22 protein-coding genes are annotated in these 24731 nt (G+C 39.7%); 15 read left to right on the top strand and 7 right to left on the bottom strand.

Features of this window, described 5'->3' with window-relative positions:
* The first annotated feature begins 24 nt into the window (after positions 1-24).
* From trpB to hisIE, 8 genes are all read left to right on the top strand, one after another.
* Entirely contained in the window at positions 25-1203 is a 1179-nt protein-coding gene (gene trpB, locus IFO69_RS01575) for a tryptophan synthase subunit beta (RefSeq protein WP_192007309.1), read from the top strand.
* Between the two features lie 79 nt (positions 1204-1282).
* Positions 1283-2059, top strand: a complete 777-nt coding sequence (gene trpA / locus IFO69_RS01570; RefSeq protein ID WP_192007307.1) for a tryptophan synthase subunit alpha — start codon at positions 1283-1285, stop codon at positions 2057-2059.
* A 3-nt stretch (positions 2060-2062) separates the two neighbouring features.
* A complete protein-coding gene (locus IFO69_RS01565; RefSeq protein WP_192007305.1) occupies positions 2063-3082 on the top strand; it encodes a bifunctional 3-deoxy-7-phosphoheptulonate synthase/chorismate mutase in 1020 nt (339 codons plus the stop codon).
* Between the two features lie 234 nt (positions 3083-3316).
* A complete protein-coding gene (locus IFO69_RS01560; RefSeq protein ID WP_192007298.1) occupies positions 3317-4099 on the top strand; it encodes a phenylalanine 4-monooxygenase in 783 nt (260 codons plus the stop codon).
* A gap of 246 nt (positions 4100-4345) precedes the next feature.
* Positions 4346-4930, top strand: a complete 585-nt coding sequence (gene hisH, locus IFO69_RS01555) for an imidazole glycerol phosphate synthase subunit HisH (RefSeq protein WP_192007295.1) — start codon at positions 4346-4348, stop codon at positions 4928-4930.
* A gap of 2 nt (positions 4931-4932) precedes the next feature.
* Complete coding sequence (gene hisA, locus IFO69_RS01550; RefSeq protein ID WP_192007293.1) at positions 4933-5652, top strand: 1-(5-phosphoribosyl)-5-[(5-phosphoribosylamino)methylideneamino]imidazole-4-carboxamide isomerase; 720 nt, start codon at positions 4933-4935, stop codon at positions 5650-5652.
* A 6-nt stretch (positions 5653-5658) separates the two neighbouring features.
* The gene (hisF, locus tag IFO69_RS01545) at positions 5659-6414 is read left to right on the top strand and encodes an imidazole glycerol phosphate synthase subunit HisF (protein ID WP_192007291.1); all 756 of its coding nucleotides are present in this window, start codon (positions 5659-5661) and stop codon (positions 6412-6414) included.
* 49 nt (positions 6415-6463) lie between these two features.
* Entirely contained in the window at positions 6464-7069 is a 606-nt protein-coding gene (gene hisIE, locus IFO69_RS01540) for a bifunctional phosphoribosyl-AMP cyclohydrolase/phosphoribosyl-ATP diphosphatase HisIE (protein WP_192007289.1), read from the top strand.
* Positions 7070-7143: 74 nt separating this feature from the next.
* Here hisIE and IFO69_RS01535 read toward each other — a convergent pair whose 3' ends face one another.
* Positions 7144-8478 carry a S41 family peptidase gene (locus IFO69_RS01535; RefSeq protein ID WP_192007285.1) on the bottom strand — a complete coding sequence of 445 codons (1335 nt, stop codon included), beginning with the start codon at positions 8476-8478 and terminating at the stop codon, positions 7144-7146.
* Between the two features lie 157 nt (positions 8479-8635).
* Between IFO69_RS01535 and IFO69_RS01530 the strand changes: the two genes are divergently transcribed.
* Together IFO69_RS01530 and IFO69_RS01525 are read left to right on the top strand one after the other, a co-directional pair.
* Entirely contained in the window at positions 8636-9301 is a 666-nt protein-coding gene (locus tag IFO69_RS01530; RefSeq protein ID WP_192007282.1) for a TetR/AcrR family transcriptional regulator, read from the top strand.
* A gap of 6 nt (positions 9302-9307) precedes the next feature.
* Positions 9308-10627, top strand: coding sequence for an ABC1 kinase family protein (locus tag IFO69_RS01525; protein ID WP_192007280.1), 1320 nt, complete (start codon positions 9308-9310; stop codon positions 10625-10627).
* Between the two features lie 55 nt (positions 10628-10682).
* Here IFO69_RS01525 and IFO69_RS01520 read toward each other — a convergent pair whose 3' ends face one another.
* Positions 10683-11873 (bottom strand): PQQ-dependent sugar dehydrogenase, encoded by a 1191-nt coding sequence (locus IFO69_RS01520; RefSeq protein ID WP_192007277.1) that lies wholly within the window; start codon positions 11871-11873, stop codon positions 10683-10685.
* 100 nt (positions 11874-11973) lie between these two features.
* Between IFO69_RS01520 and abc-f the strand changes: the two genes are divergently transcribed.
* Entirely contained in the window at positions 11974-13896 is a 1923-nt protein-coding gene (gene abc-f, locus IFO69_RS01515; protein ID WP_192007275.1) for a ribosomal protection-like ABC-F family protein, read from the top strand.
* 163 nt (positions 13897-14059) lie between these two features.
* The gene (locus IFO69_RS01510) at positions 14060-15277 is read left to right on the top strand and encodes a type IX secretion system plug protein (protein ID WP_225443954.1); all 1218 of its coding nucleotides are present in this window, start codon (positions 14060-14062) and stop codon (positions 15275-15277) included.
* A 60-nt stretch (positions 15278-15337) separates the two neighbouring features.
* Here the strand turns inward: IFO69_RS01510 and cas6 are convergent, their stop codons facing one another.
* The 5 genes from cas6 to IFO69_RS01485 form a co-directional block, all read right to left on the bottom strand.
* Positions 15338-16198 (bottom strand): CRISPR-associated endoribonuclease Cas6, encoded by an 861-nt coding sequence (gene cas6, locus IFO69_RS01505; protein WP_192007271.1) that lies wholly within the window; start codon positions 16196-16198, stop codon positions 15338-15340.
* Positions 16199-16303: 105 nt separating this feature from the next.
* Positions 16304-17401 (bottom strand): redox-regulated ATPase YchF, encoded by a 1098-nt coding sequence (gene ychF / locus IFO69_RS01500; protein ID WP_192007268.1) that lies wholly within the window; start codon positions 17399-17401, stop codon positions 16304-16306.
* Between the two features lie 10 nt (positions 17402-17411).
* Complete coding sequence (locus IFO69_RS01495) at positions 17412-18497, bottom strand: AI-2E family transporter (RefSeq protein ID WP_192007265.1); 1086 nt, start codon at positions 18495-18497, stop codon at positions 17412-17414.
* A 128-nt stretch (positions 18498-18625) separates the two neighbouring features.
* On the bottom strand, positions 18626-18964 hold the full coding sequence (locus IFO69_RS01490; protein ID WP_192007263.1) for a DUF3276 family protein: 339 nt from the start codon (positions 18962-18964) through the stop codon (positions 18626-18628).
* Between the two features lie 199 nt (positions 18965-19163).
* The gene (locus IFO69_RS01485) at positions 19164-19511 is read right to left on the bottom strand and encodes a 4Fe-4S binding protein (RefSeq protein ID WP_192008944.1); all 348 of its coding nucleotides are present in this window, start codon (positions 19509-19511) and stop codon (positions 19164-19166) included.
* Between the two features lie 171 nt (positions 19512-19682).
* Between IFO69_RS01485 and IFO69_RS01480 the strand changes: the two genes are divergently transcribed.
* The 3 genes from IFO69_RS01480 (at position 19683) to IFO69_RS01470 (ending at position 24526) form a co-directional block, all read left to right on the top strand.
* Positions 19683-20699 (top strand): acyl-CoA reductase, encoded by a 1017-nt coding sequence (locus tag IFO69_RS01480; protein WP_192007261.1) that lies wholly within the window; start codon positions 19683-19685, stop codon positions 20697-20699.
* 86 nt (positions 20700-20785) lie between these two features.
* Positions 20786-22090, top strand: coding sequence for a TIGR00366 family protein (locus tag IFO69_RS01475; protein ID WP_225443953.1), 1305 nt, complete (start codon positions 20786-20788; stop codon positions 22088-22090).
* Between the two features lie 168 nt (positions 22091-22258).
* Positions 22259-24526 (top strand): aconitate hydratase, encoded by a 2268-nt coding sequence (locus IFO69_RS01470; protein ID WP_192007259.1) that lies wholly within the window; start codon positions 22259-22261, stop codon positions 24524-24526.
* Positions 24527-24731 lie beyond the last annotated feature (205 nt).

Below are 24731 nucleotides of genomic sequence, written 5' to 3'. Positions count from 1 at the left end.
CCTGAGGGCATAATCGCAAATATTATGATAAAAGTCGATGAAAAAGGGTTCTATGGTAAGTTTGGAGGAGCTTATATCCCCGAGATGCTTTACCCCAATGTAGAAGAACTCAAAAATAATTATGAGCAGATTACTCAATCTGATGAATTCAAAAAGGAGTTTCATCACCTATTGAGGGATTATGTAGGGCGGCCAACGCCTTTGTATTTTGCGGAAAGGCTCTCTGAAAAATATGGTGCTAAGATTTACCTGAAAAGGGAGGACTTATGTCATACAGGAGCCCATAAAGTCAACAATACTATTGGTCAAATAATTTTGGCCAAGAAGCTAGGGAAGAAGCGAATCATAGCTGAGACTGGCGCTGGTCAGCATGGAGTGGCCACCGCTACGGTTTGTGCCCTTATGGGAATGGATTGCACGGTTTACATGGGTGAGATAGACATGGAGCGTCAAAAGCCCAATGTAGAAAGAATGAGAATCCTTGGCGCAAAAGTAGTTCCGGCGACTTCTGGTAGCAAGACGCTCAAAGATGCAACCAATGAGGCCTTGCGGCAGTGGATCAATAACCCTGTGGATACCCACTATATCATTGGCTCAGTAGTTGGTCCACACCCTTACCCAGAAATGGTGGCCAGGTTTCAATCTGTCATCAGTGAGGAAATCAAATACCAATTAAAGGAGAAGGAAGATCGGGAAAATCCTGATTTGGTGATTGCCTGTGTGGGTGGTGGAAGCAATGCTGCTGGAGCCTTTTATCACTATTACAATACTCCAGAAGTAAGATTGGTGGCTGTAGAAGCTGCTGGCCTGGGCGTTTCTTCGGGTAAATCTGCAGCAACAACAGCTTTGGGTACTTCAGGGGTTTTACATGGCAGTAAAACCTTGTTGATGCAAACGGAAGATGGTCAGGTAATAGAACCTCATTCTATTTCTGCTGGCTTGGATTATCCAGGTATTGGGCCAGTACATGCTCATTTATTTGATTCAGGTAGGGGAGAGTTTTATGCGGTAGAAGACGAAGACGCAATGAAAGCTGGGGTTGAGTTGAGCCGACTGGAAGGGATCATTCCGGCCATTGAATCTGCTCATGCCTTGTCCGCTTTGAAGCAGGTAAGGTTTAATTCCTCAGATATAATTGTTGTGAATCTATCAGGAAGGGGAGATAAAGACTTGGATACCTATATTAAGTGGGGAGGTTATTAGTATGACCGTGAAAATACTGGGCAATCAGTAAAGGCCGCAGTTGGCTTAATTACTAATCACCTTTAACCAAACAGAGATCATGAATCGAATAGATAATTTATTTCAAACGAAAAAAGAAAATATACTCTCCATCTATTTTACAGCAGGTTTTCCAAAACTGGAAGATACCATCATGGTAATGGAGGGAATTGAAGAAGCCGGTGCGGATATTATAGAAATTGGCATGCCATACTCCGATCCTGTTGCCGATGGACCAACCATACAGGAAAGCAATAAAGTGGCGTTGGAAAATGGAATGAGCATGAAAAAAATGTTTAGCCAGCTTGAAAGCATGCGCGATAAAATTTCTATTCCTGTGGTATTGATGGGCTATTTGAATCCCATTATGCAATATGGAGTGGAGGCTTTTTGCCAAAAATGCAAGGAAGTGGGAGTAGATGGACTGATAGTCCCTGACCTACCAATTCAACAGTATCAGGAAGATTATAAGGAATTGTTTGATCAATATGACTTGAGAAATACTTTTCTGATTTCACCTCAGACCAGTGAGACTCGAATCAGGGAAATTGACAAGCAGTCGGATGGGTTCATTTATATGGTTTCTTCCCATAGCATTACTGGCGCCAAGTCAGGTATCAGTGAGGAACAAATCGCCTATTTCGAAGGAGTGAAAGCTATGGAATTGGCAAACCCTAGATTGATAGGTTTCGGTATTTCAGACCATGCTACCTTTATGACAGCATCTTCTTATAGTAATGGGGCGATCATTGGAAGTGCTTTTATAAAAGTGCTTAGAGATGCCAAGAACCTCAAACAAGATATAAAAACTTTTATTCAGGGAGTAAAACAAGCTTAAGCCATGATTATACAAGTAAAACGGGATATTTCTGAAAATCAAAAAGAAAGTTTGATCAATGAAATCAATCAAATAGGTTACAAAATCACAGAGGTGAATACCCAAGAAGGAACTTACCTCGTGGGAATTGGTAGTTCTGAATTTGACATTAGGAAATTTGGTCACCATGAAGGAATCCAAGATATCCATATTGTTTCTGATGCCTACAAATTGGTTTCAAAAAAGTGGAAAGTAAAACCAACTTCCATTGATCTTGGTGATGGGGTGTTTATCAAAGAAGGAGATATGGCTGTAATGGCTGGGCCTTGCTCGATAGAGAGTGAGGAGCAGATTGTTAAGGTTATTGACCACTTGAAAGAAAATAATATCAAAATAATGCGAGGCGGGGTTTATAAGCCAAGAAGTAGCCCTTATGCCTTTCGAGGATTGGGAATTGATGGCTTAAAGTTATGGCATAAATTGGCCAGTGAAGCAGGGATCAAAATCATTACTGAAGTAATGCAGGTTTCCCAAATTGAAGAAATGCTGGATTATGTGGATGTTTTTCAGGTAGGTGCCCGGAATACCCAAAACTTTAATCTACTAGATGAATTGGGTAAGGTAGATAAACCAGTAATGATCAAAAGAGGGATTTCAGGAACTATTGAGGAGTTACTTCAGTCAGCAGAATATGTGTTTTCTGGTGGGAATGAGAAATTGATTTTGTGTGAAAGGGGAATTAGAACTTATGAAAAAGCCAGTAGGAATACCCTTGACCTCAATGCTGTTCCCATCTTGAAGGATAAGTCTCATTTGCCAGTGGTAGTAGATCCTTCTCATGGAATAGGCATCAGGAAATTTGTGCATCAAATGGCTTTGGCTGGCGTGATGGCAGGGGCTGATGGTATTATTTACGAAGCGCATGAAATTCCAGAAAAAGCCTACTCTGATGGTCAACAAACCTTGAATTTCGCACAAAGTGCCCAATTGACAAGTCAAATTCGACAAACATTTGCGATGAGAAAAACCTTTGATTTATTGTAAATTATTGGTTTTAAAAAGGGAATACTTATATTTGTCACTCATAATGAAGCAATCAACAGTAAAATATCATAGCTACTATTACCATTTCCTTCCCTTCAAGGATTAGGTGTAACGCTGTGTGCATTACAATAAGGAATATTTAAGGCCTAATCCAATTTTGGATTAGGCCTTTTTGCTTTCATAACCAGACAAAATATTTAACGTAAATTTAGTAAGAACAAACCCAGATATAAGATGACAGGAAAATCAGCAAATTGGGTGTTTCAGGACCCCCGGTTACAGGAAATGCATCAAGATTATGATGCCTACACTTCAGAGGACTTTAAAGTTTGGAAAATCCTTTACGAAAGACAGATTGTCAATCTTCCCAAAGCAGCTTCTCAAGCGTATTTGGATGGAATAGAAGCCGTTAACTTTGGGTCGGGCAGGATTGCCAATTTTGCAGAAGTAAATGAAAAGCTTAGAGGAACGACCGGTTGGAGTGTGCAGGTGGTACCTGGGCTAATCGATGATGACCTATTCTTTGGCCTATTGAGAAATAGGCGTTTTCCATCTTCCACTTGGCTGAGAAAGATGGAACAGTTGGACTATCTGGAAGAACCAGACATGTTTCATGATGCTTTTGCTCATATGCCTTTGCTCACCAACCAGCCTTATGTTGATTTTTTGGAAGATTTGAGTGGAATTGCCTTGAAGTATATTGATAATAAATGGGCCATCCATTTACTGTCAAGAATTTATTGGTTTACCATTGAATTTGGTCTGATCCGGGAAAATGGGATGTTGAAAATTTATGGTGCCGGAATACTTAGTTCTGCTGGGGAAACCAAGTTTAGCCTTTCTGATGAGCCTGCCCATATTGAGTATGATGTCAGAAAAATCATGCAGACAGCTTACTGGAAAGATAAATTCCAGGATAAATATTTTGTGATTGAAAGTTATGAGCAATTGTACCAGTCGATTCCTGAAATCGAGAAGGTTTTGGAAGAGGAATTGGCCAATTCCTCAGTGGCTTAGGGAGGTCTTGGTAAGGAGATCAATTTTGAAATGGTTTCATTGAAATTTTGAAAAATTTCTCCTTTGCCAAATAGCCTCAAGAATACCTTCATAAATAGGGAATAATGTTTAATTTTGGTATTCTGAAAATGGGAGATAGAAAAGCTTTCAAAGAGCAGATCAAAAAATTACAAACCAAAGCAATAGACCTCGAAGTATCCTTTGGGACTTTGAGGTCTATTTAGCTTTTTAGCTTATAGAAATTAAATGGATGTAGCCATTATAAAATATAATTCCGGAAACGTGCAGTCGGTGTTATATGCGATGGAACGTTTGGGGGTCAACGCAAAATTGACCGATGATGTGGAAGAAATCAAAAAGGCGGATAAAGTGATTTTTCCCGGACAGGGAGAGGCCAGTTCTGCCATGAAATACCTTAGGGAAAGAAAATTAGATCAATTGATCAAAGAACTTAAGCAACCCTTTTTCGGGATCTGCTTGGGGCAGCAGCTGCTCTGTGAGTATTCAGAAGAAAATGACACTACCTGTTTGGGGGTTTTTCCCATCAAAGTAAAGAAATTTCCACCCTTGGACAAGGTGCCCCATGTGGGGTGGAACAATCTCCAAGAACTAAAAAGTCCTCTGCTAAATGGATTAGATGAAACTGACTATGTGTATTATGTCCATAGTTACTTTGCTGAAATCCATCCTGAATATACCATAGCCAGCACCCATTATTTGGAGGACTTTAGTGCCTTGTTGCATAAGGATAATTATTATGCAATGCAGGCCCATCCGGAGAAGAGCAGCCTTTCCGGTCAAAAAATATTAACCAACTTCTTGAATTTATAATCATGGAAATTATTCCAGCTATTGATATTATTGGGGGTAAATGTGTCCGTTTGACCCAAGGTGATTATGGACAGAAAAAAGAATATGCTGACAACCCTTTAGAAATTGCCAAAAAGTTTGAGGGCGCGGGCATTAGGAGATTACACTTGGTAGACTTGGATGGAGCAAAAGCCAAGACTATTGTCAATAGATCTGTATTGGAAAAAATTACTACTAACACATCCTTGAAAGTGGATTTTGGTGGAGGCGTTCAATCTGACGAAACAATCAAAATGGCTTTTGATGCAGGTGCTTCACAAGTAACAGGGGGAAGCATAGCTATTAAGAATTCAGCTTTATTTGAGAGTTGGCTAAAAAGCTTTGGCTCAGAGAGAATAATCTTAGGCGCTGATGCAAAAGACCGTAAAGTAGCCATTAGTGGTTGGGAGGAAACTACTGAGGCAGATGTGATAGAGTTTATCAAGAACTATCATGCCAAAGGTGTTAAATATGTGATTTGTACGGACGTGGCCAAAGACGGATTACTTCAAGGTCCCTCGGTGGATTTATACAAAGAGATCCTTCAAGAAATTCCAGAAATTCAACTGATAGCCAGTGGAGGGGTTTCCGAGGTGAAAGATTTGGAGGAGTTGCAGAAAATAGGAGTGTACGGTACCATAGTAGGCAAGGCGTACTATGAAGGAAGAATTACATTGGAACAACTTGCTGAATTTGTGAATTAAGTGCTTATGTTGACAAAGAGAATTATACCGTGTCTGGATATCAAGGAGGGCAGAACTGTCAAAGGGGTTAACTTTGTGGATTTGAGAGATGCAGGAGATCCGGTGAAGTTGGCCAAGATTTACTCAGATGAAGGAGCGGATGAATTAGTGTTTTTGGATATTACCGCGACGGTAGATAAACGAAAAACTTTGGCCGAGCTTGTTGCCAGGGTGGCCAAGGCGATCAATATTCCTTTTACCGTTGGAGGAGGGATTTCTACAGTGGAAGATGTAAAGGTGCTTTTAAACGCTGGAGCTGATAAAATCAGTATCAATTCCGCTGCTGTTAAAAGGCCTGAAGTGATCAATGAGATGGCTGCTGAGTTTGGGAGTCAATGTATAGTCGTAGCGATCGACACCAGAAGTATTGATGGAATTGACTTTGTACATACGCATGGGGGAAGAAAGCCGACTCTATTAAAAACGCAGGAATGGGCCAAGGAAGTGGCGGAAAGAGGAGCTGGCGAAATCCTGCTGACCAGCATGGATCATGATGGGACCAAGGCAGGTTTTGCCAATGATCTTACCAGTGAAATATCGTCATCTTTGAGCATTCCGGTGATTGCCTCAGGTGGAGCAGGAAACATGCAGCATTTTAAAGATGTGTTTACTGCTGGAAAGGCAGAAGCGGCACTTGCCGCCAGTATTTTTCACTTTAAAGAAATAGGCATACCTGATTTGAAAAAGTATTTGGCCAAAGAGGGAGTTAGTACAAGAATATAGTTTTGAACCGTAAAAAAAGATCTGTGCACGTTAGGACAGGTAATGAATAATGGAAGAGTTAAAGATAGATTTTGAAAAGGTAAATGGTTTGGTTCCGGCCATCATCCAGGACGCCAACACCAATAAAGTGCTGATGCTCGGGTATATGAATGAAGAGGCATTGAAGCAAACTCAAAATACGGGAAAGGTGACTTTTTTTAGCCGTACTAAACAAAGGTTGTGGACCAAAGGGGAAACTTCAGGTAATTTTTTGATTGTAATAGATATTTTATTGGATTGCGATCAGGACACTTTATTGATCAAGGTGGAACCTGTTGGTCCTGTGTGTCATACTGGAGCTGATACTTGCTTTAAAGAAGATAATAAATCAAAAACGGCCTTTATTGATCATCTAAGAAGTATTATCAAAGACCGTAAAAACAATCCATCAGACCAATCCTATACTGCTTCTTTGTTTGCTAAAGGGATCAACAAAGTAGCCCAAAAAGTAGGAGAAGAAGCGGTGGAAATTGTCATTGAAGCCAAAGATGACAATAAGGAATTATTTATGGGGGAAGCAGCTGACTTATTGTTCCACTATTTGGTGCTTTTAGAAGCGAAAAGTTACGAATTGGATGAAGTAATGGAGGTGCTTATCGAAAGACATAAAGAATAAACAGAAGACATTTACAGGTAATAGTAGAAGAATGCCTCGTGGTTTTGTTGGTGACTTTACACGAGGCATGCTCTTTAATACACAGGAAACTCTTTTTGCAAGCCCTCAAAGTCATCGATCATATTCCATGAGGGCTCATTGACTATTGTTCGTTCTCCTACAGGGAAGCTTCCGGTGGAAATATAGTTCAATGCTGCTTTTAATCTTGGTTCTTCTACGTCTCCCCAGTTTTTTGAAATCCCATCTGATGCCTGATAATTCACTGGGAACCCATTATAGTAATCTGCAGTTCCATTGGCATTGGCAGTGGAAAAAGTAATAGGAACTAATTCTATATTGTTTTCTTTGAGTACTTTATTGTAAGAGGAAAGCGGAAATGCCCCTACTGGTTTTCCATAGGTATTTGAACCTACTAAAATAACTTCCATGTAGGGGGTTAGGCAGTTGATGGTCAGTTCACTAGCTGATGCGGAACCTCCTGCTGTAATAAAGAAAATTCTGTCCAATTGGATATTACCACTTTTAGTGAAATTGGTGGCTTCATCAAACTCTGTTTTATTGGAATTGTGCTTGTTGGTATACATGATTTTACCATTGCCAGCTGCAGGTACTAGTCTGTTCATAATTTGTTCTGCCACAGCCACAGATCCGCCACCATTGTATCGAAGGTCGATAATCAATTCGTCGATATTTTCATTCTCAAAGTAATTAAGTGTTTCATCCACCTCTACGCTTTTGGTTGGGCTGATACCTGCGGTAGCTTTGAAACTATTGTACACCCAATAGCCTACATTTTTACTATCAATGTCAAAAACATTTTTGTACAAAACCGAATTGGATTGATATTCATCTTTTGTGTTTGTCCGAGTTGTGGTGCTTCCATCAGGTAGTTCAAATTTAAAAGTGTTGCTGATTCCCGTTTCTGAAGGGCCTAAGGAAATGCTGTATCCACTTGTTGTTTTATAGTCGGAAACTGGTTTGCCATTAATCTCCAAAACTTTCCAGCCTCTTTGCCATCCGTCTTTTCCAGCTGGAGAATCATCATACACAAAAGCAAGGTACAAGTTATCATTCGCATCAATTGCCCATCCAAAACCATGACCGCTATTTTGCCCTGTAAAAGCTTTATCAAAATCCTCTCGGGTGGTTATATATGACCACCTGTCCAAAGGTTGGTACTTTAAAGCTTCCAATAGGTCCTCGTAAGAGCTGTATGAATTAAAATCAATTCCTTCAGGTAGTTCGTCGTTCCAAAAATACCATTCGTGCATACTGGCAAAAATTCCAGTCTTGACCTGATAGGCTATCTCAGATGGGGTGTCTGGATCATCCTGACAGGAAAAAGTGACCATGCCGAAGACGGCCACTAAAAGAAGAAATGGTTTTAAGTTGAAGACTGTGTTTTTCATATTGTCGAATCAAGTTCTTTTATAAACGTAAATCTACCATTAGTTAGTTTGATTTTATGGAAATAGCGAAAAATTGATGAATTTTTAGAATAAACAAGGAAAGGTAAAACCTACTTTGGCTTTTGCTTGTTAATAAAGGAGTTAACCAAATATGACCATGGAAAAAACAGCAGCAAAGAGAACTACCAAAGTTGATAAACGAGCCAAAATCATTGAGAGCTACAAAACTTACCTTCTGGAACATGGCAAAGAGCCAGTTTCTGTTTTTAAGTTCACACAAAGTATCAAGCTGAAAGAGGTTGATTTTTATGCCTTTTTTTCCAGTTTCGTTGGGGTGAAAAGAGCCATTTGGCAATCTGTTTTTGAAGATACAGTTACCATTTTAAACGGGCAGGATGTCTATCAAGACTATAGTGCCAGGGAAAAGCTTTTGGCTTTCTTCTACACTTGGATTGAAGAATTGAAAAAAAATAGGAGTTACTTTTTGGCTCTTTATGGGGCAGTTAAATTACCAAAGGGCTCTCTCCCAAGAGAATTGGGAGGTTTTAGACAGGACTTTAAGGAGTTTGCTAAAACAATAATACAACAAGGTGAGGAGCAGGAAGAGATTGCTTCAAGACCCTATATCAGCGAGAAATATGATGAGGCAATATGGTTGCAAGTGCTGTTTGTTTTTCGGTTTTGGGTAAATGACCATTCTGAAGGTTTTGAAAAAACAGATGCGGCTATAGAGAAGTCAGTCAACCTTGCCTTCGACCTTATGGGGAAAAGTGCATTGGACACTTTTGTCGATTTTGCGAAATTTTTGTATCAGTCCAAATAAGAGGAGATGACCGTGGAAAGAAAAGAACAAGGGCAAATTCCCGTTGGAAAAGTACAAAGAGCGGCAAAGTTCATTAAGACCGGAGCTAAGGTTGGAGGGAATTATGTGAAGCATTATGCAAAGAGAATCGCTGATCCTAAAATATCTAGGGAAGAATTGGATAATAACAATGCTACGGACATTTATACTTCATTGAGCGAGCTCAAAGGAAGTGCATTGAAAGTGGCTCAGATGATGTCAATGGACAAAAATTTGCTGCCTAGAGCCTACCAAGAAAAATTTTCAATGGCTCAATATAGTGCGCCGCCATTGTCCTACCCCTTGGTGGTGAAGACATTTCAAAAGTATTTTGGAAAATCTCCTGAATCTATTTTTGACCAATTTACCAGATCGGCAGTTAATGCAGCATCCATTGGACAAGTACATCAAGCAAAACTTGATGGAAAGAAATTGGCCGTAAAAATCCAATATCCAGGGGTGGCAGACAGTATCAGTTCTGATTTGAAACTGGTAAGGCCTTTTGCTTTGAGACTGTTAAATATCAGTGACAAAGAGTTGAGTCATTACCTTGCTGAAGTGGAAGAACGTTTAGTGGAGGAGACGGATTATGAGTTGGAAGTAAAAAGGTCCAAGGAAATTTCTGCTGAATGCTCACATATCCCTCATTTAGCTTTCCCTAAGTATTATGAGGATTTGAGTAGTGAGAGAGTCATTACTATGGATTGGCTATCAGGTAATCACATCAAAGAGTGGTTGTTGCTTAATCCATCACAAAAAGAAAGGAATAAAATAGGCCAGGCTTTATGGGATTTTTATCATCATCAAGTCCATGAATTAAAGCAGGTACATGCTGATCCCCACCCTGGGAATTTTATTATACTGGACAGTGGTGATTTAGGAATTATTGATTTTGGTTGTGTTAAGGTGATTCCAGAGGGTTTTTATCAGGGCTATTTTAGCTTGATCAAAAGGGACCTGGTAGCGAATAAAGAAGAGTTGGATAAGATTTTTTATGATTTGGAGTTTATTTCTGATAAAGACAGTCAAGAAGAAAAACAGTTCTTTAAAGCTATTTTTAAGGAAATGATTTCCTTAATCGGAAGACCATTTCATCAAGACAGTTTTGATTTTGCTGATGACAGTTACTTTGATCAGATTTTTGAGCTGAGTGACCGGGTGTCCAATGATAAAATGTTTAAAAAATCCAGACAGGCCAGAGGGTCTAGGCATGGACTTTATGTCAATAGGACCTATTTTGGTTTGTACAGCCTGCTAAATCAGCTTCAAGCTAAAGTAAATACAACTAAGCCCAAGTGGTTGGTATGAAAAATGGCCAGTCCTACACTTGGTCTGGCCATTTTTGAAATAAAGGCTTTTAGTTTTATTCAGAGTAACTTATTCTATAAATACATCCTGCCATATCATCTGATACCAATAGGCTGCCATCAGGTAATTCTTGGACGTCAACTGGTCTTCCCCACACTTCCTGACTAGCATCATCCAACCAGCCCGATGCAAATACCGTTTCCTCCGTCACTTCACTACCATTGAGGCTGACATTACTGACCACATAGCCGCTTTTCTTGCTGCGGTTCCAAGAACCATGTTTTGCTACAAAGATGGATTTGTTATATTCGTCGGGGAACATCTCGCCTGCATAAAAGCGCATTCCCAATGGTGCCACGTGGGGTCCCATTTTTGATTTGGGCATTTCATAAGCAGATTGATCTTCTCCATTGTCTCCAAATTCGGGATCTTTGACAGTCCCTTCATGCCAATAAGGGTAACCAAAATGCTGACCAACCTCAGTGATTTCATTCAGCTCACATTCAGGAACATCATCACCCATTTGGTCACGACCATTATCCGTAAACCAGAGGTTTTTGGTGTCAGGGTGCCAGTCAAACCCTACAGAATTTCTAACACCATGTGCTACAATTTCCGGTTCAATGTTTTCCGCATTCACATCTATTCGTGTAATGGAGGCAAAGATTTCTTCTTCAGGTTCACAGATGTTACATGGAGCCCCTACAGGAACATAAAGCATCCCGTCAGGACCAAAATCTATAAATTTCCAACCATGGTGACCTTCTGTAGGGTAACCATCATATACAACTTCAAAAGTAGGGTCAGCCAAGTGATTTTTGATGTCTGGGAATTTTAAGATTCTACTGATTTCAGCTACATAGAGGTCGCCATCTTTATAAGCAACACCATTTGGAGACCTCAGGTCTGCGGCTAAGGTGTAGCGGAAATTGGCCTTGCCATCTCCGTCTGAGTCAATCAGGGCATATACATTTTTTTCGTCCCGATTTCCAACGAAAACAATTCCTTCCTCAGTTGCTGCCATGGATCGAGCATTAGGGACATTGGCGGCCCATACATCAATGGAGAAATTGGCCGGTAACTGTATGGTCTCCAGTTTAACCTCTGCAGAGTCTGAAGTGATATCAACCCGGTTTTCTCCTTCAATGGCATCTATAGGTTGAAGTTTTTTTTCTTCATCATGAGCGCATGAAACAAGCATGAGACTTAACATTGCTGCGCCAAATAAGGTTTTGGTATAGTTCATAGAATAGGGTTATGTTTGTTCAACAATTCTTCAATTTAACAATTTGGCGAATTTTTTCATTAGAATGATTTATAAACGGGAGAATCCTTATTTTTGCAGCATGTTATCCATCAATAATTTATCATACTATATCGGCGGAAGGGCATTATATGAGAATGCATCGCTACACATCAAACCTAAGGATAAGATGGGCCTGGTGGGCCTTAACGGTACAGGTAAGTCTACACTGTTGAAGATTATCAATGGTGACTATCAGCCGAGCAAAGGGGAAATTCAAAAAGCAAAAGATTGTACAATCGGTTTTTTGAATCAGGATTTGCTTTCTTATCAATCTGAAGACAGTATACTAGAAGTTGCTTTGGAAGCATTCAAGGACACCTTGAAGCTCCAAGATGAGATAGATGCTGTTTTGAAGCAGATGGAGACCGATTACTCAGAGGAGATTATCAATAAATTGGCCCATCTTCAAGAGCGCTTTGAAGCTAATGAAGGCTATACGATCAAGGCCAAGGCGGAAGAAGTCTTGGAGGGAATTGGGTTTTCCACATCAGATTTAAAACGACCACTAAAAACATTTTCAGGAGGATGGAGAATGCGTGTGATGTTGGCAAAGCTGCTATTGGAAAAGCCTTCTTTATTGATGCTTGATGAGCCTACTAACCACTTGGATTTACCATCCATTCAGTGGGTGGAGAATTACTTGAAAACCTATGAAGGGGCAGTAATTGTGGTTTCCCATGATCAGACTTTTTTGGACAACTGCATCGAAACCACCGTGGAGGTTTCCCGTCAATCATTGACCATCTATGCAGGCAATTACTCTTTCTATAAAGAAGAGAAGGTAGAGCGTGAAGAGATTCAGCAAAATGCCTATGAGAATCAACAAAAGATGATCAAAGACACGGAAAGATTTATTGAGCGATTCCGCGCCAAAGCCTCCAAGTCCAATCAAGTTCAGTCACGTGTCAAGGCGCTTGAGAGACTGGAGAAGGTGAATGAAGTAGTTAGTGATAATATCTCGGTCAACTTTAAGTTTAAATTTTCCAAACAATCAGGAAGGGATGTGGTGACTTTGGATCATGTTTCCAAGGCTTATGGGGATATTCAGATCCTAAAAAACAGTACCGCGAGGATTGAGCGAGGTGATAAAATAGCCTTGATTGGTGCCAATGGAAAGGGTAAATCGACCCTGTTAAGGATAATTGATGGAACAGAGCCAATCAAAGGAGAAAGAAGCGAAGGGTATAATGTCGTCAAGTCCTTTTTTGCGCAGCACCAATTAGAAGCCTTGAATGTCAATAATGAGATCATTCAGGAAATGGTTCAGGCTGGAAGCGACAAGACAGAGACAGAGCTCAGGAATGTTCTTGGCTGTTTTTTGTTTACCAATGACGATGTGTTCAAAAAGATCAAAGTACTTTCCGGTGGTGAAAAGTCAAGGGTAGCATTGGCCAAGACCTTGATTTCAGAAGCCAATTTCCTATTATTGGACGAACCGACCAACCACTTGGATATGCAATCGGTAAATATTCTGATTCAAGCCTTACAGCAATATGAGGGTACTTTTATCACTGTTTCTCACGACAGACATTTCATCAAGGGAGTAGCCAATAAGATTTGGTACATAGAGGATCATGAGATCAAGGAGTACTTGGGGAGTTATGATGAATACAATTATTGGCGTTCACAACAAGTAGAGGTAGATGCTGCACCAGTAGCTAAAAAGGAGAAGGTGCAGAAGCCAAAAGAGGTCAGGAATGACAGTGAGATCAGCCAAGCCAAGAAAGACTTGAAAAAAAAAGAGAGAGAGCTTGAAGAGGTGGAGTCAAAGATAATGGCCTTAGAAGAGAGAAAAGAATCACTTGAACAGCAATTAGCTGATCCCGCCATTTTTCAAAATGAAAGTGAAGCAGCCAAGGTAAATCAAGCATATGAAAAGCTTAAACAGGAAGAAGCCCAATTGAATAATATTTGGGAGAGGATAGCTGAAGAGATAGAAAGTTTACAGGAGGTTGTTTCTTAATCGTCATTGTTTTTCCTATAATTTGGTTAAAATTTATATCATGCCAACCTAGCTTTGAAGAAGTGAAGGTTGGCATTATTTTTTATATTGAGAGCTTGTTTGATAGAGAAATGTTATGGAGAATTTGAAAATTACTTTCATTTTATTTTTAATCTTTCCCAAGATGCTATTTTCCCAATCCGTATTGGTAGACAAAGTGTTTGAGGAAAATATCCAAACGGTACAGCTTTACCGAAATGGGTTGGGGTTAGGTGCTCAAATGAATGCTCCTGTAATTCCCTTGGGTTCATCGGGTTTGGTTTTGGAGTTTGATGATTTGGCTTTCGAGCCAGACAGATATTCTGCCTCTTTGGTACATTGTAATGCTGATTGGACTCCTTCAGGTTTAAAGCCGGCTGATTACCTCAGTCAGTTTAATGAGTTCAATGTGAATACCTACGATTACTCCATCAATACAAGAGTGCCCTATATCCATTATACATTTGAGATTCCCTCTGTAAGTAAGTCTGGTAATTACCTGTTAAAGGTCTATAGAGGGAGGGATGAAGAAGCACTGATTCTTACCAAGCGTTTTATGGTGTATGATGGCCAATTGAAAGTTGGGGCTTCCTTGATTCCTCCTACACAGACTTCTGAAAGAATGACTGGGCAGCAAATTGATATACAGGTAAATTATGCAAATAGAGAGATCAGGGATCCAGGTAAAAATGTTAAGGTGATTGTGAGGCAAAACCAACGGTGGGACAATGCAAGAATAGGTCAGCAACCCACTTTTATTAGAGAAGAAAGAAGCCTTTTGGAATACCGTTTTTTCAATAGTGAAAATATTTTCGATGCGGGCAATGAATTTCGTTTTATTGACTTGCGGTATGTCAGGACCACTGGAAGAAATATCACAACAATGAAATTGGAGTCTGATGTAGCTTATGCAGAGACCACTGTTAGTCAACCCCGCGCTGATTTGAGCTATATAGAATATTTGGACTTAAATGGACAATATATTATTGAGAACCTAGAGCGTGGAAATGCCAAATTGGAAAGTGAATATGTGTTGGTCACCTTTAAGGTGGACATGAAAGAAATAGAGGGAAAACCTTATATTTTTGGCTCGCTTAGTAATTGGGGAGAGTCAGCTGCTGCTAAAATGGACCAAGTTGGGATTTCTAATCAATACCAGACATCTATTTTATTAAAGCAAGGATGGTATGATTTTCAGGTAGCTGTGAAAGAGGGGTTGGATTGGGACACACTTTCAATGGAGGGGAGTCATTTTCAGACAGAAAATGAATATGATATTTTGGTTTACTACAGGGATTTTGGAAGCCGCTATGATGAGCTATTGGGTTACATCACTATTAATGCCAATAACAAGCGGTTTTGATTAAAGGCAGGCAATCAGTAGAGAAAAACCCTGAGAAATCATCCTCAGGGTTCTAATTTTTTAATCTTCGCTTTCCTCTTCTTTAGAAGCTTGGTCTTGTCTGGATTTGTAAGGAACAAAACCTTCTCTTTTGAATTTATAAGGTTCAGTGCGTTGGCTAGGAGAGTTATTGGCAAGATCTAACATGCCAAAACCTTTGTGTGTAAAGGCTCCCAATCCACACTTGAAAACGAAGTCCTGTACTTCAGGAGCTGCATACAAAGTAAACGGAAGGGTGTATCCCCTTACTTCGTATTTTACATCCATGTCGTACACGGAATAAATTCTAGCAAATTTCTTTTGCTGTTCTTTCAGCTTATTTACATAGTTCATGTCCGGCACTACCTGGAACTTATAGAAAGATTCCATTTGCTCTTGGTTGTACCATCCAGAACGCTCCATCCTAGTTAAGGTAGACTCGTATAGAAGGTCAGAGAACTCATCCGTATCCGGATTGATAAATCTCTTTCCAGAGTCGTCGTTAAACGTAGGGGTTAACAGTACCAATGGGGAAATACAAACAAATTTGTTTGATGGTTCCAATTCTGGTTCCGATTCCTTTTCAGTGTACTCAGGTGAAATGATGAGATTTCCCAACTCAATTTTGGGCGTTTTAAACACTTGCTCTAGCAAATAGTCAAGGAAGTCTTCATTGGGTGATGAAAGCACTAGGGTAACTAAGCTTGAGTAATAATGTAAGCCGCTTCTACTTACTTTGGTCTGTCCTTTAAGACCAGAGAAGTTGAAGTAATTGTAGTTGAAAAACTCTTCACGGCCACCTTTTACAATTAGACCTTTAAGGAATTGGGCCAAAATGTACTGATGGTGAAAGGGTAAATAAGCGCCTTTGTTTTTTAACGAAAATATTAATCTTATTCTCACGGCATTAAAAATGAAAAGTTAAACAATGATTATTTTAATCTTTACTACTGTCAACGCTGTAGTATTCAATTTGTTCGCAAAACTACGATAAAATTCTGAATTATGTTAAACATTAAACCTAAAATGCATAATGTCACCATCTTGAACAATATACTCCTTGCCTTCAATGGCGATTTTTCCATTTTCACGACAAGCTGCTTCAGATTTATATTTCTCGTAGTCAGCCAATTTGATTACTTCAGATTTGATAAATCCTCTTTCAAAGTCAGTATGGATAACTCCTGCAGCAGCTGGAGCTTTCCATCCTTTTTGAATGGTCCAGGCACGCACTTCTTGTACCCCTGCAGTAAAGTAAGTGATAAGATTAAGCAAAGAGTATGCCGCTCTGATCAACCTGTTCAAACCACTTTCTTCAAGTCCATATTCCCCTAGGAACATTTCCTTTTCTTCAGGGTCGTCAAATTCTGCAATTTGTGATTCGATCGCTGCGCAAAGCATGATGACTTCCGCATTTTCATCTTTGACATTTTCCTTGAGCTTATTTACATGCTCATTGCCAGTAAGGATACTCGATTCATCTACGTTGGCTACATAAAGCACTGGCTTGATGGTGAGAAGGTGAATGTCTCGAATTGCTTCTAAATCTTCTTTTTCTACATCTATGGCTCTGGCGTTTTTACCCGCCTCTAAACCGCTTTTAAACAATTTAAGAATTTCTAAGTCTTTTTTTGCTTTTGCGTCGCCTGATTTTGCGATTTTTTCGATTCTGGCAATCTTTTTTTCCACTGACTCCAGGTCTTTAAGTTGAAGTTCTGTGTCAATTACCTCTTTGTCGAAGATGGGATCTACATTTCCTGCTACGTGAACTACATTGTCATCATTAAAGCATCGTATGACGTGAACGATAGCGTCAACTTCACGGATATTTGCTAGAAACTTGTTGCCAAGTCCTTCACCTTTACTGGCTCCTTTGACCAGCCCTGCAATGTCCACGAATTCTATCACAGTAGGCATTACCCTTTGTGGATTGACCAATTTTTCTAGAATCTGAAGTCTGCTGTCTGGGACTGTCACCACTCCTACATTGGGTTCAATGGTACAGAAAGGGAAGTTTGCCGCTTCTGCTTTTGCGCTTGAAAGCGCATTAAATAAGGTTGATTTTCCAACGTTGGGAAGCCCAACGATGCCACACTGTAAAGCCATTTATCTTTTACTATTTGATTCTAAATATGCGGTATTCTTTATACCCTTTGTAAAACTCTTGTACTGAGACTCTTATTATGGTATAAACAGGGATGGCAAATATCATCCCAAGTACTCCGCCGACTTTTGCCGCTGCAAAGATAATAACAAATATTTCAAGTGGATGTGCTTTTACCGATTTAGAGAAAATTAGTGGCTGAAGAAAAAGGTTGTCTGTAAGCTGAACAATGGAAAAAACAGATAAAATTTTCACAATTAATAAGGTCATCTCTTGGGTACCTAGGAAGTCTCCGGTGGATAACCCTACCAAAACGCCAAAAGTAGCCCCTAAAATAGGCCCTGCATATGGGATGAGGTTGGCTACAGCAGCAAATATTCCTATGGTAAGTGCATATTCTACTCCTACTATGGAAAGACCAAATGAAGCTATGGTGAAAATAGCACTCATCTGAATAAGTAGTCCCAATAGATAGTTGGAGAGTAGCCTTTCTACTTTATGAAAAGTGGCGACAGAAAGTTCAAAATACTGATTGGGTACCAAATTGATAAAATTTCTCCTGAGAAGCCCGTTTTCCAAAAGCAGGAAGAATGAGATAAATACAATTGCTAAGACAGTAATCAGTACAGAGCTAGTTGCATTAATCAATCCATTGAGAAAGCCTTGGATGTTGATTTCACTTAGGCTGGATAGCATGGTGTTTTTGACTTGCTCAAAAAGATTACCGGGATGGTCGCTCAGTAAATTCAAATTGATCAAAACAGCTTCTATCCGGTTGACAGGTCTTTGGATCTGTTCGTAGAGAAATTCAACATCCAGATTTTGGATGATTTCAACTTGGGCAATAATCAGGGGTATGAAGAGTAGAATGATGGAGAAAATGATCAATCCAATTGTGGCAAAAGAGAATAAGATTGCTAACCAACGTGGAATGTGTTGCCCAAATACATGGATGCTGTTAATTCTGTTGGTCATGGGCCGCAAGGCAGCAGCTATGACCAAGGAAATGATAAAATAGAAAGCAATGTTGGAAAAATACCAGCCTAATAAGAGCACAGCTAGCAGAAACGCCAGCACCGAAAGTATAAATTTCTGCATATTATAAAAATAGCAAAGAGACTGTACCATTTCCACATTGAGTAAAAAGAATTTTTAACTCACGGACTTTAACCTCTGCAGATCGGGCTAAATTTAATGATGCAGTCTCTTTTGTTTTCAGATGGGAATTAATCCCACTTCAGATCTTCTCCGAAATTATCTTCGGAACTGGTTTCAGCTTCAGCCTCGTATTGAGAGAAGTCAAAATCAGCCATTAATTCATTTTTGACGTGATCTACAGTGTCTTGTAATGCATCAACGAACTTGGCAAAGTCTTCTTTATAAAGAAAGATTTTGTGCTTTTCATAAACGAAATTGTCATCTCTAACTTTTCGTTTGCTTTCAGTGATGGTAAGGTAATAATCGTTTGATCTCGTAGACTTTACATCAAAAAAGTAAGTTCTTTTTCCTGCTTTTACTTTTCTTGAGAAAATCTCCTCTCTGTCGTTTCCTTTATGCTCTTCCACTTTCCAAAATTTTTAATTACTTATATCAAGGATTTATAATACGAATGACAAGTTAAATCAATTCGGGATTTAAATTCAAGGTCTTGGTAGGTTTTTTTTTTGAGAAGGGTGCTGTTTTTTGTATAAAGCTTTAAAAGTCAGGTGTTTTTTTGGGAAACTGGTAAAAAGAAAAAGGAGCGATGTTTATCGCTCCTTTATGTTATTCTGCGTGTAAATATTCTTTCTTCGCTAAAAGTTCTTCTTCTGACTCAGGGTTGTCAGGATCGTCAACGCAACAATCCACAGGGCAAACAGCGGCACACTGAGGCTCCTCGTGAAATCCTGTACACTCTGTACATTTCTCAGTAACGATATAGTAAAATTCATCAGAAACAGGCTCCTGAGGTTCATCAGCGTCAATCACTGTACCGTCTGCCAGCTTTACCTCTTTGAGTTCAGTTCCACCGCCCCATGTCCATTCGATGCCACCTTCATAGATCGCAGTGTTAGGGCATTCAGGTTCGCATGCACCGCAATTGATGCATTCGTCGGTTATCATTATTGCCATTATAATCTCCTTTTTTAATTTCGAATTCAAAATTAATAAGCATATAACAATATACCAATACAAATATTGATACGCTAAATAATTTATAATGAATCTAGCTTAGAATTCCAAAATTCACTTTTTAATGACAAATAAATATCTTTGTGGTCTTATACAAAAAATGACAACGAAATGACCCTTCAGGAGAGAATCAATGCTTTTGCTGCTTTAGGAAAGAAGCTATCATCTTTGCCCGATTATGAAATTGATGAATTGGCTTTTAGGGCTGAGAATAATAACAATTGGTTTACTCCTGACCAAGTGAAACTAGCACTTCAGGGCTTGGTACAGCTCTTGGATGAAGAGGCCTTGAATAGTTGGATGGCAAAATATCAGGTAAAAGACCAGCCAGAGGCTAGAACGGTTGGGGTAATGATGGCTGGGAATGTACCTGCGGTTGGATTTCATGATTTAATGGCAGTTTTGTTGACAGGGCATATCGCTCATGTCAAGCTCAGTTCGACTGATCAAGTACTGCTTAAATGGTTGGTGCAGGAATTGGTGGAATTGGCGCCTTATTTTGGTGATAGGGTGTTTTTTGAGGATATGTTAAAAGGGAAAGATGCTTACATAGCCACAGGAAGTGATAATTCGGCTCGATATTTTGAATATTATTTTGGGAAATTTCCAAGTATTATTAGAAAAAACAGGACTTCGATTGCGGTCTTAGATGGTTCTGAATCAGCCTTGGATTATAGAGAATTGGCCAAAGATATTTTTCAGTATTTTGGTCTTGGCTGTAGAAATGTTTCCAAACTTTACCTGAAAAGCGAATCACAAATAAAGGCTTTTCTGAAAGCCATTGAGGGTTATCATTTTGTGTTAAGCCATCATAAGTACCTTAATAATTACGATTATAATAAATCCATTTACCTTATAAATTGTGATGTTCATTTGGATAATGGCTTTTTACTCTGTAAGCCAAGTGAGGAGTTGGTTTCTCCAGTTGCGGTTCTTTATTATGAAGTTTATGATGAGATAGAACAGTTGATGGAAGAAATAAAAGAAAAGGAAGATAAAATCCAATGTATTGTGAGTAGAGGAGCATGGTATCCAGGCAGTTTTGAGTTTGGTGAAGCGCAAAGACCTTCTGTGGAAGATTACGCAGACCATGTAGACACGGTGGCTTTCTTGCAGGACCTTTCTTGATTCAGGGTTGATATATGGTGGATGTTTTGGAGAAAGCCATTATATTATGTGGCTAATAGTGCTCCCAGAATTAATCCGAATCCAATTTGAACAATAGAGCAAAGACTTTTTCCTTTCCAACCCCTTTCGGCTTGGCCCTTCTGCTGTCTGTAACTTGTATAGTTGGGGCGATTGTGATGACTAAGTCGGATAAAATATCGACTTATTATTACATGTGGGAGATCTTAGGTTTTTGGAGGAAAGGTTTCTGGGGATTGCTGGAGTTTACTTTGCAAATGGTTTTGATTTTGGTTTTTGGGCATGCATTGGCCATTTCCAAACCTGTGTCCAGCTTGTTAGGTAAGGTTTCCTCATTAGTGAAGTCCAATGTTCACGCTGTTTTACTGACCGGGGCGGTCACCATGATAGCCGGTTATTTCAATTGGGGCTTTGGGTTGATTTTAGGAGCTGTATTGGCGAAGAGGATAGGGAATCATGCTGTACAGCAGGGGATTCCAATTAATTATCCATTAGTAGCAGCATCTGGTTACTTGGGGATGATGGTGTGGCATGGTGGGTTTTCTGGTTCAGCGCCTTTAAAAGTGGCCGAACCCAATCATTTTTTGGTATCTGAAATTGGATCCATTCCAGTTTCAGAAACTATCTTGAGCAAGGAAAATATCCTGATTAATAGTTTCCTTTTTTTCGCAATCCTGATAACCCTCTGGCTACTTTCTCGAAAGAAGGTGGGATTCACTCCTGTAGAAGTGGGAGAAGATTTTTTAGAAGTAGTTGAAGGAAAAGGTTATTTGGGATCGATAGTGGGAGGATTTATTTGTCTTTTGGGTTTTGGAAGTTTTTTTGAAAATGGAGATAATGCTTTTGGTTTTATAGATCTTAATTATGTCAATTTTTTATTACTTGGCTTTGGGATGGTGACACATAAAAGCTTAACAAATTATACCAAAGCTATCCAAAATGCCCTGAAAGGTGCTACAGGGATTATCTTGCAGTTTCCCTTTTATGGCGGAATCTTGGGAGTGTTGAAATATTCGGGCTTGTTACTGTTGATCTCAAGTTATTTCGTGAAGCTTTCATCCCCCGATATTTTTCCTTTTATGACCTTTATGAGCGCAGCTATAGTAAATGTGTTTGTTCCTTCTGGAGGCGGCCAATGGGCTGTGCAAGGGCCAGTGATTGTGGAGGCTGCGATAAAAATGGGTTTGCCCGCTCATGAAATGGTCATGGCGATGGCTTATGGGGACCAACTGACTAATATGCTTCAGCCTTTTTGGGCCTTACCTTTATTGGCGATTACAGGGATAGCGCCAAAGGACCTGTTGAAATATACCATTTATTTTTTTTTGGTAGGGGGAGTTGTATTTGGATTGGGGGTGTTCTTGGCTTTTTGATAAGAGGGTAATTCTGTCAAAAACCCTTCTAGGAACTATTAAAGGGTTATTTTAAACCCTTATAAATAAGTGACAATACTTAGCTTTTGCTTCTCTTTTTCGCCTAAAACTGTATCTTTGCCAACGATTTAATCGAAATCAAGTTATCACTAAAATAATTCATTTCAAATGGCATTTGATATAGAAATGATCAAGGCAGTGTATGCGAAGTATCCTGAGCGTATTGCAGCTGCCAGGAAGGTGGTGGGTAAACCACTTACTTTAGCAGAGAAAATCCTTTACGCACACCTTTGGGAAGGAAACGCTACACAAAGCTTTGAAAGAGGGAAGTCTTACGTAGATTTTGCTCCTGATAGAGTGGCAATGCAAGATGCTACTGCCCAGATGGCCTTATTGCAGTTTATGCAGGCTGGAAAGGAAAAAGTCGCAGTACCTTCTACAGCTCATTGTGACCACTTAATTTTGGCACAAAATGGAGCGAAAGAAGATTTGAAGAGCTCGCTTACTGCCAGTGGTGAAGTATTTAACTTTTTGGAATCAGTTTCCAATAAATATGGTATTGGTTTCTGGAAACCTGGAGCAGGTATTATTCACCAAGTGGTTTTGGAAAATTATGCTTTTCCTGGAGGGATGATGATCGGGACAGATTCCCACACCGTAAATGCCGGCGGTCTAGGTATGGTTGCTATTGGTGTAGGTGGGGCGGATGCCGTAGATGTAATGGCCGGAATGGCTTGGGAATTGAAATTCCCTAAATTGATTGGAGTGAAGCTGACCGGTAAAATGAACGGTTGGACTTCTGCCAAAGATGTGATTTTGAAAGTAGCTGGAATCCTTACCGTAAAAGGTGGTACTGGTTGCATCGTTGAATATTTTGGTGAAGGTGCCCAGTCACTTTCAGCAACTGGTAAAGGTACTATTTGTAACATGGGGGCTGAAATTGGAGCTACAACTTCCACTTTTGGTTACGATGAATCAATGGCACGTTATCTGAGAGCTACTGACCGTGCAGATGTTGCTGATTTGGCCAATGAGGTTAAAGAGCATTTGACAGGTGATGATGAAGTTTATGCGAATCCGGGGCAATATTTTGATCAGGTAATTGAAATTGACCTTTCTACCCTTGAGCCACATATCAATGGGCCATTTACTCCAGATAGAGCTACTCCAGTTTCTCAAATTAGAGCTGAAGCAGAGAAAAATGGATGGCCAACCAAAGTAGAGTGGGGTCTCATCGGTTCATGTACCAATTCTTCTTATGAAGATTTGTCAAGAGCATCTTCCATTGCTCAGCAAGCTGTGGATAAAAAATTGAAAACCAAAGCTGATTTTGGAATTAACCCAGGTTCCGAGCAAGTAAGATTTACTGCCGATAGAGATGGTTTATTAAAGATTTTCGAAGATCTTGATGCAACTATCTTTACCAATGCTTGTGGGCCTTGTATCGGTCAATGGGCCAGAACTGGTGCGGACAAGCAAGAAAAAAACACCATTGTTCACTCTTTTAACAGAAACTTCTCTAAGCGTGCAGATGGTAACCCTAATACCCATGCTTTTGTGACTTCTCCTGAAATGGTTGCTGCGATTGCCATCTCTGGTGATTTAGGTTTCAATCCACTTACAGACAAGTTGGTTAATGCTGATGGTGAGGAAGTGACTTTAGACCCACCAAAAGGTGATGAGCTTCCAGAGAAAGGATTTGCTGTAGAAGATAATGGCTATCAAGCTCCTGCGGAAGATGGTAGTGGTGTAGAGGTTATTGTAAATCCTGACTCCAAGAGACTTCAGTTGTTGGAGCCTTTTGCTCCTTGGAATGGGCAGAACATCACGTGTGCAAAACTTTTGATCAAGGCTTTTGGGAAGTGTACTACTGACCACATCTCAATGGCTGGTCCATGGTTGAGGTTTAGAGGTCATTTGGATAATATTTCTGATAACTGCTTGATTGGTGCCGTGAATGCATTCAATGAAGAAACCAACAGTGTGAAGAGCCAATTGACAGGCGAATATGGTCCGGTTCCTGCAATTCAAAGAGCTTACAAAGCAGCAGGTGTGCCAACTATCGTAGTAGGTGACCATAACTATGGTGAAGGCTCTTCCAGAGAGCATGCTGCCATGGAACCAAGACACCTTGGCGTGAAAGCGGTATTGGTGAAGTCATTTGCTAGAATTCACGAAACCAACTTGAAAAAGCAAGGTATGTTGGCATTGACATTTGCCAATGAGACCGACTATGATAAGGTAAAAGAAGATGATACCATCAACTTCTTGGATCTTGATCAGTTTGCTCCCGATAAGCCGCTTAATTTGGAATTTGTCCATGCGGATGGTTCCAAAGATGTGATTGTTGCTAACCATAGTTACAACGATGCCCAGATTGGTTGGTTTAAGGCTGGTTCGGCGTTGAACTTGATCAAAGCACAACAAAAAAGTTAATTGATTTTATTGATTAAAAGTTAGAAGCTTGCCGATTTGTTCGGTAAGCTTTTTTTTATGTTAATCGATTTAGCTTTCACTATATCGATGATTATAAGTTCTAGATGAATTGTTATTTTTAAATTAAATGTTTGATTAATTATATAATATTATAAATTTCAGTATTAGTTTTGATTTATTCCAAAGTTTCGTCTATTTTAAAGCG

The sequence above is a fragment of the Echinicola arenosa genome (assembly GCF_014841125.1).
Classification (GTDB): domain Bacteria; phylum Bacteroidota; class Bacteroidia; order Cytophagales; family Cyclobacteriaceae; genus Echinicola; species Echinicola arenosa.
Note: the sequence above shows the minus strand (reverse complement) of the source record. Positions and strands in the feature narration are given on the sequence as shown.

Excerpts from the sequence above, each read along its gene's own strand:
- IFO69_RS01520 (WP_192007277.1), bottom strand. The coding sequence starts at position 11,873 with ATGAACTATACCAAAACCTTATTTGGCGCAGCAATGTTAAGTCTCATG.
- IFO69_RS01470 (WP_192007259.1), top strand. The coding sequence starts at position 22,259 with ATGGCATTTGATATAGAAATGATCAAGGCAGTGTATGCGAAGTATCCT.
- IFO69_RS01565 (WP_192007305.1), top strand. The coding sequence starts at position 2,063 with ATGATTATACAAGTAAAACGGGATATTTCTGAAAATCAAAAAGAAAGT.
- ychF (WP_192007268.1), bottom strand. The coding sequence starts at position 17,401 with ATGGCTTTACAGTGTGGCATCGTTGGGCTTCCCAACGTTGGAAAATCA.
- abc-f (WP_192007275.1), top strand. The coding sequence starts at position 11,974 with ATGTTATCCATCAATAATTTATCATACTATATCGGCGGAAGGGCATTA.
- IFO69_RS01525 (WP_192007280.1), top strand. The coding sequence starts at position 9,308 with ATGACCGTGGAAAGAAAAGAACAAGGGCAAATTCCCGTTGGAAAAGTA.
- IFO69_RS01530 (WP_192007282.1), top strand. The coding sequence starts at position 8,636 with ATGGAAAAAACAGCAGCAAAGAGAACTACCAAAGTTGATAAACGAGCC.
- IFO69_RS01535 (WP_192007285.1), bottom strand. The coding sequence starts at position 8,478 with ATGAAAAACACAGTCTTCAACTTAAAACCATTTCTTCTTTTAGTGGCC.
- IFO69_RS01510 (WP_225443954.1), top strand. The coding sequence starts at position 14,060 with ATGCTATTTTCCCAATCCGTATTGGTAGACAAAGTGTTTGAGGAAAAT.
- hisA (WP_192007293.1), top strand. The coding sequence starts at position 4,933 with ATGGAAATTATTCCAGCTATTGATATTATTGGGGGTAAATGTGTCCGT.
- IFO69_RS01495 (WP_192007265.1), bottom strand. The coding sequence starts at position 18,497 with ATGCAGAAATTTATACTTTCGGTGCTGGCGTTTCTGCTAGCTGTGCTC.
- hisH (WP_192007295.1), top strand. The coding sequence starts at position 4,346 with ATGGATGTAGCCATTATAAAATATAATTCCGGAAACGTGCAGTCGGTG.
- hisIE (WP_192007289.1), top strand. The coding sequence starts at position 6,464 with ATGGAAGAGTTAAAGATAGATTTTGAAAAGGTAAATGGTTTGGTTCCG.
- hisF (WP_192007291.1), top strand. The coding sequence starts at position 5,659 with ATGTTGACAAAGAGAATTATACCGTGTCTGGATATCAAGGAGGGCAGA.
- IFO69_RS01485 (WP_192008944.1), bottom strand. The coding sequence starts at position 19,511 with ATGGCAATAATGATAACCGACGAATGCATCAATTGCGGTGCATGCGAA.
- trpB (WP_192007309.1), top strand. The coding sequence starts at position 25 with ATGATAAAAGTCGATGAAAAAGGGTTCTATGGTAAGTTTGGAGGAGCT.
- IFO69_RS01560 (WP_192007298.1), top strand. The coding sequence starts at position 3,317 with ATGACAGGAAAATCAGCAAATTGGGTGTTTCAGGACCCCCGGTTACAG.
- IFO69_RS01480 (WP_192007261.1), top strand. The coding sequence starts at position 19,683 with ATGACCCTTCAGGAGAGAATCAATGCTTTTGCTGCTTTAGGAAAGAAG.
- trpA (WP_192007307.1), top strand. The coding sequence starts at position 1,283 with ATGAATCGAATAGATAATTTATTTCAAACGAAAAAAGAAAATATACTC.